Origin of the sequence: Prevotella sp. HMSC073D09, assembly GCF_001814145.1 — a bacterium.
In the GTDB taxonomy this organism is placed as follows: Bacteria; Bacteroidota; Bacteroidia; order Bacteroidales; family Bacteroidaceae; genus Prevotella; species Prevotella conceptionensis.
This window is the reverse complement of record NZ_KV815032.1, coordinates 19551-31927: the sequence shown is the minus strand read 5'-3', so window position 1 is coordinate 31927 and position 12377 is coordinate 19551. Positions and strand designations below refer to the sequence as shown.

At 47.2% G+C, this 12377-nt stretch carries 6 protein-coding genes; 3 read left to right on the top strand and 3 right to left on the bottom strand.

Features of this window, described 5'->3' with window-relative positions:
* Positions 1-162: 162 nt before the first annotated feature.
* Positions 163-2361: a ribonuclease R gene (gene rnr, locus HMPREF2955_RS01475; protein WP_070720216.1), complete on the bottom strand. Its 2199-nt coding sequence runs from the start codon at positions 2359-2361 to the stop codon at positions 163-165.
* Between the two features lie 48 nt (positions 2362-2409).
* Complete coding sequence (locus HMPREF2955_RS01470; protein WP_070720214.1) at positions 2410-4710, bottom strand: TonB-dependent receptor; 2301 nt, start codon at positions 4708-4710, stop codon at positions 2410-2412.
* 423 nt (positions 4711-5133) lie between these two features.
* Between HMPREF2955_RS01470 and HMPREF2955_RS01465 the strand changes: the two genes are divergently transcribed.
* From HMPREF2955_RS01465 to HMPREF2955_RS01455, 3 genes are all read left to right on the top strand, one after another.
* Positions 5134-6279 carry an N-acetyltransferase gene (locus HMPREF2955_RS01465; protein ID WP_070720212.1) on the top strand — a complete coding sequence of 382 codons (1146 nt, stop codon included), beginning with the start codon at positions 5134-5136 and terminating at the stop codon, positions 6277-6279.
* Positions 6280-6329: 50 nt separating this feature from the next.
* Positions 6330-8372, top strand: a complete 2043-nt coding sequence (locus HMPREF2955_RS01460) for a DNA topoisomerase IV subunit B (protein WP_070720210.1) — start codon at positions 6330-6332, stop codon at positions 8370-8372.
* A gap of 457 nt (positions 8373-8829) precedes the next feature.
* The gene (locus HMPREF2955_RS01455) at positions 8830-10407 is read left to right on the top strand and encodes a S41 family peptidase (protein ID WP_070720208.1); all 1578 of its coding nucleotides are present in this window, start codon (positions 8830-8832) and stop codon (positions 10405-10407) included.
* Between the two features lie 1247 nt (positions 10408-11654).
* Here HMPREF2955_RS01455 and HMPREF2955_RS01450 read toward each other — a convergent pair.
* Positions 11655-12035 carry an Imm53 family immunity protein gene (locus tag HMPREF2955_RS01450; RefSeq protein WP_070720206.1) on the bottom strand — a complete coding sequence of 127 codons (381 nt, stop codon included), beginning with the start codon at positions 12033-12035 and terminating at the stop codon, positions 11655-11657.
* Positions 12036-12377 lie beyond the last annotated feature (342 nt).

Below are 12377 nucleotides of genomic sequence, written 5' to 3'. Positions count from 1 at the left end.
ATGGCTAACGCCCTTTAAAGGTGAAAAGGTGAAAGGGTGGCTAACGCCGTGGAAAGGTGAAAGAGTGAAAAGGTGAAAGGATGGAGAAAGCCATGAAAAGATGATGAATGAAGCACACCCCCTGCCTCCTTTCCAAAGGGAAAAGGGACAGGGGGTGAGGTTTTATTTATCAACCACAGTGAAGTCTAGCTGACGTTTCTCTTGGTCTACACGAGCCACTTGTATGCGAATAGGGTCGCCAAGCTGGTACTTGCGGTGGCGTCGCCTGCCTACAAGACAATAGTTTCGTTCGTCGAAGTCGTAGTAATCGTCGTCCAAATCGCGCATGGGCACCATGCCTTCGCAGTGGTTTTCGTCTATCTCGCAATAGATACCATAGCTGGCAATGCCGCTGATGTGCGCATCATACTCTTCGCCCAGCTTGTCGGCCATAAACTCTACCATCTTATACTTAATGGAATCGCGCTCCGCATTCTGTGCAACCTGCTCCATCTCCGACGAATGCTCGCACAGTTCTTCATAGTGTTCCTTGTTCGCACTGCGGCCTCCTGCGGCATAACGCGTAAGCAAACGATGCACCATCGTGTCGGGATAACGGCGTATAGGACTGGTGAAATGCGTGTAATAATCGAAGGCCAAGCCGAAGTGACCTATGTTATGGATGCTGTATTTGGCCTTCATCATGGCGCGGAGGGCGATGGTTTCGATGAGGTTTTGCTCGCGTTTGCCCGCCACCTCGTCCATTAGCTTATTCAACGAGCGCGAGGTTTCGCCCTTAGTGCTTGTTGTTTTCAGCTTATAACCAAACTTCATGATGAACTCGCGCAAGGTTTCGAGCTTCTGCGGGTCGGGATTATCGTGCACGCGATAAGGCAAAGTCTTGGGCGTTCGGCCGCCTTTGGGCTTGCCAACACTCTCGGCCACGGTCTTGTTAGCCAAAAGCATAAACTCTTCTATCAGCTTATTGGCATCCTTCGAACGCTTGAAATAGGCGCGAATGGGCTTGCCTTGCTCGTCAACATCGAAGTGAAGTTCTTCGCGGTCGAACTTTATGGCACCGTTCTTAAAGCGCTTTTCGCGTAGTTTCTTGGCCAGTTTGTCCAGCATTATCAAGCTGTCGGCGTTCTCGCCTTTATATCCTCCCTTCGGTGCTGGCGGCGCAGGTTCGCCCGTTCCGTCAACAACACCGTTGTCTTCCAACAGTTGTTGCACCTCTTCGTAAGCATATCGCCTATCGCTTTTTATCACGGTGTGCACGATACGATAAGCCTTTACGTCGGCGTTTTCGTCCATATTAAAGATAACACTATAAGCCAACTTCTCTTCATCGGGGCGAAGCGAGCAGATAAAGTTACACAACCGTTCGGGCAACATGGGTATGGTGCGGTCTACAAGATACACGCTTGTGGCGCGTTTCATGGCCTCTTTGTCGATGATGCTGCCCTCGGTAACGTAATGACTCACGTCGGCTATGTGCACGCCCACCTGCCAAAGGCCCTTATCGAGCATGCGAATAGACAGTGCATCGTCGAAATCCTTGGCATCTCGCGGGTCGATGGTGCAGGTAAACACGTTGCGGAAGTCCTCGCGTTCGTCGTAATCCTTCTGCGTTATCTCGGCCGAAATGCGTTCGGCAGCCTCTTCTGCCGCCTTGGGATAAGTGTAGGGCAAGCCGTATTGGGCCAAGATGGCGTGCATCTCGACATCGTTTTCGCCCGTAGGACCAAGCACATCAATTACTTCTCCCATGATATTCTTGTGTTCGGCATCGGGCCATTGGGTTATTTTCACCACGGCCTTATCACCCGTTTTGCCGCCTTTAAGCTTACGTTTAGGCACGAAGATGTCGTGTACATATAGGTTTTCGGGGGTTACGAGGAACGCCATATCGCGTTCAACCCGCAGTTTTCCCACCACTTGGTCTTTGGCACGTTTCAGTATTTCGATAACCAACGCCTCCTTGATATGTCGTTTGCGGCGCGCCATCAGCTGCACGCGAACGCGGTCTCCGTTAAGTGCCGACATGGAGTTTCGCTCACTTACGAAGATGGGCAATGAGCCATCGTCGGGTACGAACGAGTTTTTGCCGTTGGTTTTGCGTACGAAACGGCCTTCGAGCACCTGTCCGGCCTGATTCAGTCGATACGAACTGTCGGTCACTTTGGTTAAGAAGTCGTCCCAAGCCATCTCTTCCATCACGTCGATGGCCAGCATCTTGAGCGGATGCGTGTCGAGTTTCAGGTTCTTGAAGATTTCTTTAAAGCTGAAAGTCTTCCCCGGATGTTGCTCGAAAAACTGTTGCAGCCTTTCGGCCACCTGCTTTTTGGTGAGGCGCTTGCCTCCTTTCTTTCCTTTTCCCATATTCGGCTGTTGTTTATGGCTTATCTAATATCATCTAAATAAAGGGCATTATCTGCCATGCAGCACGCCCGTATTCTCATCAGTGTTGGTTATGCGCTTGTTTCCTGCGGCCTTGGCCTTTCCAAAGTCGAGATTGAACGACACGTTTACCATGAATATGCGCCGCAGATTTCTGGAATACGCCAGTTTGTTGGCAGGCGCAATGCGCGACAAGTTTTCCACTTCGTTGGTATAAAGAGTGGTGAATGGGTTCGCCACCACTAACTGTACCGCCCATTTGTCCTTGTTATATCCAAGAGCTATATTATGGCTAGCCTCTTCTTTGTCTAGCGTTTCGCCCCACAAGCTATGCTGGCTCGTCTCCATTTCGGCAGCCAAAAGCCACTGTTTATACATGGCTAGCAACTGCCCACGCATCCCCCAGTTGGAATGAGTGTGGGTGTAATGGTTGCCATTGCTGACGAATCGGTTGAAGAATGGCGTTACTTGAAGGGAAAGCCAATCGCCAAGAGGGTGGAGTTTAAAATCAACGTGGGTGTTAATCCGGTGGAAACCGCGTTGATTGTTCATCGTTCGCACAAAACGTTCGTTCTCTAATAGCGTTTCTTCCATAATGGGTTTGTGATCGTAACTGTACCTTCCGTACAGGCCAACATTCAGCCATTTCGTCGCCCAATCTACAGAAAGACTGTTCGATACGAAAGTAACTGCCCTTAGATTTGGGTTTCCACGTCTTAGCTGATAAATGTCAATGTCTTGCGAAACGTCGCTCATGTTAGAGAGCGAAGGTGCATAACCCGACACGTATCCTGTGTATTTTATCACCAAGCTGTTTGTCACATTGTAAGCAAGCGATAGCCTAGGCCGAAAGATTAGCGAGCTAAGGCTGTTGTCTACCTGACTATTGTATATCCGCATTGCCCCCAATCCCAAGGTATAAGTTAGTTTCCCCAGTTTAGAAAGCCACTCGGTATAAAGGTAAGTCTCCGATGTGTTCAGCTTAACTAGGTTCTCTATTGTCCCGCTATAACTGTTTTTGGTGTACATCTGCGTATGCTTAACACCGAAAGAAAGCTTGCTGCGGTTGAACATCTTTTCGTATATACCTTCGGCGATGAGCGAATACTTACGCCCCGTTGTTTCGGAAACAAAGTCTTGATCATTGTGTCCCGTCTCAAACAAGGTGTATTTACGATTACTTCCACTGCCGATATAAGTGCCAACGAGGTCGAAATAGATAGTCTGTTGGTGAGGTAGCATGGTATGAAAGTACAGGTCTAGCGAGGGCGAATTGTCGTGCGTGCGCATAAAGTCGTTGATGCGATAGGTTTTGTTCTCCGTATATAAAGTGCTAATCCTATCGGTAGTGGAGTTCGGCACGTGGTTATACCTGTCTCGGAATATAACACTGAACACGCTTTTGTTAACCGCGTAGCTATACCACAGAGAGAAATCAAAGTTATTGAACTTAGCTTTTGTGGGGTCGCCTATCTCTCTGTTGGTTAAAGTTCGGCCGTTATAGTAGTATGTTTCGGTATTTTCCCTTATCCATTTCAGGTCACGTCTGTTCCACCATGCCATCGCTTTCAGTTCCGATTTGCCTTCATGATAGTTGGCAGACAGCTGATATTCGCCAAAGCCCAGCATCGAAACGCCATTGGTTAAGTCGCCACTAACATTGCCTCCCCTTTCCTTATATTTAACGATAATGTCGATAACGGCTGCCGCACCTGCATAGCGCGCGCCAGGCATATCGTGATATTCCACTCTTAGAACATCGTGTGGGCGAATGGACTTTATCTCTGCAATAGTTGTTTTCACGCCATTGATGCGCAATTGAACGGGCTCGCCCGTAGATGTGCGTATGGTATTATCGATGGTGTTGAGCCTAATTCCAGACAATTGCATGTTTCGCAATAGGCCAAATCCACTGGTAGCAGCTTTCAATTGGAGTTTGGAAGGGATGATAATCTTACGGTCTATCTTTTGTATTTCACGTTGCCCCACCACCTCTACTTCTTGCATCGTCCGTTCAACAGGCAGCATGGTTATCTCACCCAAATATAAATCATGGACCACATTCTCCAATCTTACATGATAATCGGCATAGCCAAGATAAGTTACTAAGAGGTTGTCGAAGTGTTTATCCTTGTTAACGGCTAAACCAAAACGACCATTTGCATCACTGATTGCATTTTGTTTTTCTTTTGTTCCATCCGAGACGAGACTCACAACGGCACCTTCCAAGGGATGACCAGCCTCATCTTGAACTAGGCCTGTAATGTTTATCTGTGCATTAAGGCTAGTCCATAACACAAGAAAAAACAAAAGCAAGAGAGTTTTTTGCATACCATTTGTGTATTAAATTTGTTATAAGATTACTGTCAAACGTTGGTCAAAAGTAGGCGTTTTATTCCGAGTACAAAAGCTATTGCAACCAAAACTGCGGTGCGTTACGCATTTTTAACACCGCGATAAATAGCCTTGTTCCCCTTCCATACGCCATCAAACATCTGTTGTTCTTTTATTCCATACTTGTCATATCTTACCGCAAAGTAACAAAAAAGATGTGAGATAAAAGGAGCATTTTACAAAAACTTCTTTGAAGTCTGCGCATTTTATTGTACATTTGCAAGTTAAAGCACAGATACGTTCGGCTTAAACCACCCTTTTTCTAACCTTGCCCACGCGCAAGTAAGCCCCCAAGCCATGCGGCTGAGGCTTTTGAGAAAAGGCAAAAAAAACAAAAACAGCAAATAATATACATAGCACATGTCTGCAGTGATAATAAAGAAAGTCTGCACCAAAAGCGACTTAAAGGCGTTCATCGACCTACATTACGACCTATACGAGGGTAACGAGTATGACGCGCCAAACCTGTTCAGCGACGAGATGAATACGTTGAGCAAAGACAAGAACGCGGCTTTCGACTTCTGCGAGGCCGAATACTTCCTCGCTTACAAAGAGGGAAAGCTGGTGGGGCGCGTTGCTGCCATCATCAACCACAGCGCCAACAAGAAGTGGGACCGTAAAAGCGTGCGCTTCGGATGGATAGACTTCATCAACGACCGAGAAGTGTTGGAGGCATTACTTCATGCCGTAGAAGAGTATGGGCGCTCTAAGGGCATGCGCTCTATCGTGGGTCCGCTGGGCTTTACCGACATGGATCCAGAAGGCATGCTCACAACGGGCTTCGACCAACTAGGCACCATGCCCACCATATATAACTATGAGTACTACCCCCAACTGATGGAAAGCATCGAAGGCTTTGAGGTGGACAATCACTACGTGGAGTACAAGCTGATGGTGCCTGACGAAGTGCCAGAGAAGTTCGCCAAGATTGCCGACATGATACAAAAGCGTTATAGCCTAAAAATAAAGAAACTTACACGCGATGATGTATTCAAAGGAGGATACGGCAAACGCATCTTCGACCTAGTAAACAAAACCTACGGACACCTATACGGCTACTCGGAACTTACCGAAAAGCAAATGGACCAGTACGTAAAGCTGTACTTCCCCATGGCCGACCTAGACCTCATCACCCTTGTTGAAGACGAGGCGGCCGACAATAAGCTCGTAGGACTGGGCATTTCCATCCCCTCGTTAACGCGCGCCTTGCAAAAATGCCGCCGCGGAAGACTAACGCCCTTCGGCTGGTGGCACGTGCTAAGGGCCATCAAATACCACAAAACAAAGGTGGTAGACCTGCTGCTCATCGGTGTTTTACCCGAATATCGCATGAAAGGCGTTAACTCTTTGCTCTTCGCCGACCTTATTCCGCGCTACCAAAAGTACGGGTTTGAATGGGGAGAAACACAGGTGGAGATGGAAACCAACTCGAAGGTTCAAAGCCAATGGGAATGGCTGGATGCTAGCATTCACAAACGTAGGAAGTGTTACATCAAGACGTTCTAACACTGGGCGAAACCACAAAATGAGCCAATTAGTAGACACCACAAAAGAAGATGAATAAGAAAAAAACACCTAATAATCAACAAGAGATGACATTCGGGCCAGCCAACGCGGCAGGTTCGAACGCAAACAACACGCCCACATCCACCCAACAAGACAACAACCAGACGGCATACACCGACGATAACATCAGGCACTTGTCGGACATGGAGCACGTTCGCACACGCCCTGGTATGTACATCGGCCGACTTGGTGATGGAACACAAGCCGAAGACGGCATATACGTACTGCTGAAAGAGGTGATTGACAACTCTATCGACGAGTTTAAGATGCAAGCCGGCAAGCGTATCGAGGTGGATTTGGAAGACGACCTGCGCGTATCCGTGCGCGACTACGGCCGCGGCATTCCGCAAGGAAAGCTGGTTGAGGCCGTAAGCATGCTCAACACGGGCGGCAAATACGACTCGAAGGCGTTTCAAAAAAGCGTGGGATTAAATGGTGTCGGCCTCAAAGCCGTCAACGCATTGAGCGCACGTTTCGAGGCTAGGTCGTACAGAGAAGGAAAGGTGCGCAGCGTGGTGTTCGAAAGAGGCGAATTGATTAGCGACCACACGGAGGACACCAACGAAGAAAACGGCACGTTCATCTTCTTCGAACCCGACAACACGCTATTCCTCAACTATCGTTTCAAAGGCGAGTTCGTGGAAACAATGCTCCGCAACTACACCTACCTTAACGCCGGTCTGACTATCATGTACAACGGGCGGCGCATCATTAGCCGCAATGGTTTGGCCGACTTGCTGAACGACCGCATGACCAACGACGGCCTTTACCCCATCATTCACATACAGGGCGAGGACATCGAGATTGCCTTTACCCACGCCAACCAATACGGCGAGGAATATTACTCCTTTGTAAACGGGCAGCATACCACGCAGGGCGGCACGCACCAAAGCGCATTTAAAGAGCACATAGCCAAAACCATTAAGGACTTTTTCTCGAAGAACTACGAGTACGTTGACATTCGTAACGGACTGGTGGCTGCCATCGCCATCAACGTACAAGAGCCCATGTTCGAAAGTCAAACCAAGATTAAGCTGGGTTCGCTGACGATGAGTCCTGGCGGAGAAAGCGTTAACAAGTACGTGGGCGACTTCATTAAGCGCGAGGTAGACAACTACCTGCACATACATGCCGACGTGGCCGAAGAGATTAAACGCAAGATTGACGAGAGCGAAAGAGAGCGAAAGGCGATGGCGGGCGTAACCAAAATTGCACGCGAAAGAGCAAAGAAGGCCAACCTGCACAACAGAAAGCTGCGCGATTGCCGCATACATTTCAGCGATGCAAAGAACGATCGCAAGGAAGAAAGTTCCATCTTCATCACCGAAGGCGACTCGGCAAGCGGCAGCATCACTAAAAGTCGCGACGTAAACACGCAGGCCGTGTTCTCACTTCGCGGCAAACCACTCAACTCCTACGGGCTTACTAAGAAGGTGGTGTACGAAAACGAAGAGTTCAACCTGCTGCAAGCGGCACTAGATATCGAAGAAGGACTCGACACATTGCGATATAATAAGGTTATCGTGGCCACCGATGCCGATGTAGACGGCATGCACATTCGCCTGCTAATCATCACTTTCTTCTTGCAGTTCTTCCCCGAACTGGTGAAGAAAGGCCACGTCTACGTGCTGCAAACGCCCTTGTTCCGCGTACGAAACCGCCGAACAAAGATTAAGAGCAAGAAGGTGATTGCCGCTGCCGACGCACGACTGATGAAGGGCGAACGCAAAAATGACTTCATCACGCGCTATTGCTACAACGAAGACGAACGGCAGAAAGCCATCGCCGAGCTTGGTCCCGACCCCGAAATTACGCGCTTTAAGGGATTGGGCGAGATTTCGCCCGAAGAGTTTACGCACTTCATCGGCCCCGAAATGCGACTAGAACAGGTAACGTTGCACAAGAACGACCAAGTGCATAAGCTATTGGAGTATTACATGGGCAAGAACACAATGGAGCGCCAAAACTTCATTATAGACAACTTGGTGGTGGAAACTGACGGCCCGACAGAAGAAGAAACCACCGAAGTATAATTTATTAACACGTTAAAGAAAGGAGAAGAAAGCACCTAAGAGAACAAAGAGAATAGAGAGAGAAAAGAGTGAAAGAGAGAACGAAAAAGATTAAACGAGAGAATTAGGGATATTGGAGAGGATGATGAAAAGGCTTTATTGATTGGTCTAGGCAGGTGTTCTGAAAGTTACCTGCACTGCGCTTTCAGGCTTTATCCATGCAAACTTGGCTTAATCCTTGATGGGAACATAGTGCACTATGCCGCTGAAAGAGTTAGGCTAAGATGCCAGATAAAGACAGAAAGACAGTGAAGAGCAACCCTAAAAAGGAGAAAAAAATAAGCGTGGAAGTTTTAGAACATGCCTTTATAAAATCAGTTAGAAATGTTTTAACCTGTCGCGGCACATACAACCAGCCCGACTTGTACCATTGTTGTTACCACCCCTCCCAACCCAACCAAAGTAAATACGTACAGATATGAAGAAAATCTTAATTCTTGCAGCTTGTTTCGCCACACTAGCTGCACAAGCACAGTTGCGGACTACCATCGGAAAAGACAATCCGCAGCAAAAAATGCAGATTGCCGAAATGGCAATCAAGAACTTGTATGTCGACACCGTTAACGAAAACAAGCTAGTTGAGGATGCCATCAGGGGTATGCTCGAAAAGCTAGACCCCCACTCGTCTTACTCCACTGCGAAAGAAACAAAGGCCATGAACGAATCGTTGCAAGGTTCGTTCGAGGGCATCGGCGTACAGTTTAACGTTGCCAAAGATACGCTGCTCGTTATACAACCCGTGGCCAAAGGCCCGTCAGAAAAGGTGGGAGTAATGGCTGGCGACCGCATTGTAAGCGTTAACGACACGGCCATCGCTGGGGTGAAGATGTCGCAAGAAGACATCGTACGCCGACTGCGAGGCCCCAAAGGCAGCATCGTTAAGCTGGGTATCGTGCGCCCCGGCATAAAGGGGCTGCTGGCCTTTCATGTAAAACGCGATAAAATACCCATCGAAACGCTCGATGCCTACTATCTTATCAGGCCGGGCGTGGGCTATATCCGCATCGGCAGTTTCGGCGCCACCACCTACGAAGAGTTTATGCGGGCGTTGATGAAACTGCAATTGCAGGGCGCAACCGACCTGATACTCGACCTGCAAGACAATGGCGGCGGCTACCTGCAAGCGGCGGTGCGCGTTGCCAACGAGTTTTTGCGCCGCAACGACCTCATCGTATATACCCAAGGACGAAATACAGACAGGCAGGAGTTTCGCGCGCAAGGCGATGGCGGAATGCTCACGGGCAGGGTGTTCGTACTGGTTAACGAGTTCTCGGCATCGGCTGCCGAAATCGTAACGGGGGCGTTGCAAGACCAAGATCGCGGCATCGTCGTGGGCCGTCGTTCGTTTGGCAAAGGCTTAGTTCAAAGGCCTATCGAGTTTGCCGACGGTAGTATGATGCGCCTAACCGTGGCTCATTATTACACGCCATCGGGCAGGTGCATACAGAAACCCTACACCAAGGGCGACAATGCCAACTACGAAAAGGACTTAGACAACCGCTTTAAGAATGGCGAGCTTTACAGTGCAGACAGCATTCACCTAAACGACTCGCTGAAATACCAAACCCTACGCCGCAAACGTGCGGTGTATGGTGGCGGTGGCATCATGCCCGACTACTTTGTTCCGCTAGACACCACGCAGTTTTCGCGCTACAATCGCGAGCTGGCTGCCAAGAGAATTATCGTTAACGCCAATATACAATACATGGACAAGCATCGCAAGGAACTGAAAAAAAAGTATCCCTCGTTTGCGGAGTTCAACAAGAAGTATCAAGTTCCACAAACGCTTATAGACGAGATTGTGGCCGAAGGCGAAAAGCAAAAGGTTAAAGCCAAAGACCAAAAGGAGCTGAAAACCAGTTTGGCGAACATCAAGATACAGCTGAAAGCGTTGGTGGCACGCGACCTATGGGACATGTCGGAGTACTTCCACATCATGAACCAAAACAACCATGTGGTGCAAAAGGCCCTGGTGTTGCTGGGAAAGGCCAAATAAGCGCGCAAACCTTTGAGGTTCTCAAGACTGTAAGGTGCCATAATGTTTAAGGCTTTGAGCCCAACAACTTAAAGGCCTTAGCTTCGAAAAGCCTTGTGGTTGCAAACTTAAAAGGGTATCAACTCATAAGTTAGAGATAATAACAGCCCCCTTATTACTAGGCGTTGCCCCTATATGCCTAGTAAGAAGGGGGCTTAACCATTTAAAGGTGAAAAAGTGGTTAAAAGTGGAAAAGTGAAAGGGTGAAAAGATGAAAAGATGGCTAACGCCCTTTAAAGGTGAAAAAGTGAAAAGGTGAAAAGATGGCTGCGCCCTTTAAAGGGGAAGGATGGTTTGCCTACCAACTTGCCAACTGGTTAACTTATTAACTCGTCAACTAGTTGAAACTAGGATAACTAGAATAACTAGGATTGCTAGAACAACTAGGATTGCTAGAAGAACTAGGATAACTAGGACAGCTAGTCTAGTAAGACTAGATAAACTAACCTACTAAACCCAATGCTAGCTTACTTGCTAACTGGAAGCTTCTAAACTTGCCCGCTTGTTAATCGCTTAACCTCTCGTCAACTGGTTAACTCGCCAGCACTCCTTTTGTCCACTTTTCAGCAAAAATTTTAACATTATGAGTGCCACTTTTGTCTGCCAACCGCCCACCCGACCGCAAATAATCGATTCTCGAGAGGGTTTGTTTGGGTACAAAAAAGGTACTAGCAGGTAAAAGGTGGCTAAGCATGATTATGCAGAGTTAGCACCCAAATTGCGCAGAAAAGCGGCAATTAGCAGCAAAACACCTTGCAATATGGTGCAAAACGCACTGCATTTTGCATCTAAACGCAGTCTATTTTGGTGCAAAACGCAGGTCATTTTGCACCTAAACGCAGCCTATTTTGCTGCAAAACGCAAGGCTAAAAGCATAAAAATGCACAGAAAGTTGAGGATTATGCGTTTTCATTTCGATTGAAAACAGGTGTTTTGCATGGTGAAAACCCGCTAAAAAATGGGTTTTTAGGTGCTAAAAGCAGGTAATTGGGATGGGAAAAAGATGTGAGTCGACGACCAAATAGAAAGGTAAAGTGGTGCTAAATGGTGGCAATTTCTTAAAACTGGACTAAAAAAAGAAGTGCATAAAGCAGGTTTTTGCGGCTAATTGCATGCTTTTTACCCGAATTTTTCGCTAGAAAGGGTTGGCTAGCGACATGTGTTTTGTAAAATATTTTCACAGCCCTACAAGTTCGTAAGCTTATGAGTTATGATAGGGCATCATCTATTATTTGTTCTATTCGTTGAGCAGAAAGGATGCCCTTTCCTTGTCTCTCTATCTCTTCTAACTCTCCGATAATCGTTTTAAATGAGTATAGTATTTTATTCAGCTTGCTAATGTCACCAAAAATTTCAATGTAGACATACGTCTTTGCAATTACTCTTATTTCAAAATCTATCCAATCTACATCGTTATCTCTACCCAAAGGCTTGGTCTCTGTTAAAAAGTCTCCATAATTACTTATATCAGCACTTAAAATCCAGCCAGGATTATCTAGCATACTAATAGAAATACCGAGTTCATGTTCCCAATCGCCATCTATTTGACGCTTTGCCCAATCTTGCAACCATTGTATTATGCTACTCATACCTTGTCCCTTAGTACCATTTATTGGCAAACAGAATTGAATTTAGAAAATCTAGTTGAACTGCTCCAAATAAACACAAGACCTCAACCATAATGAAAGATTGTTCGTCTTTCGCCGACTACAACACAAGGATTGTTACGTGAAGGCATCCATCACCAATTTAACTTACCTATGCCTAGACAACGTGTTCAAATTTCAATGCTGTTCTACTATCATAGGCACCAGAAAGAAAGTGAAAAGATAAGCAAGGTTACGAAACTTGCTGCAAAATGAAAAGACAAGCAAGGTTTCAAAACTTGTTTCAAAAAGAAAAGACAAGCAAGGTTACAAAACTTGTTTCAA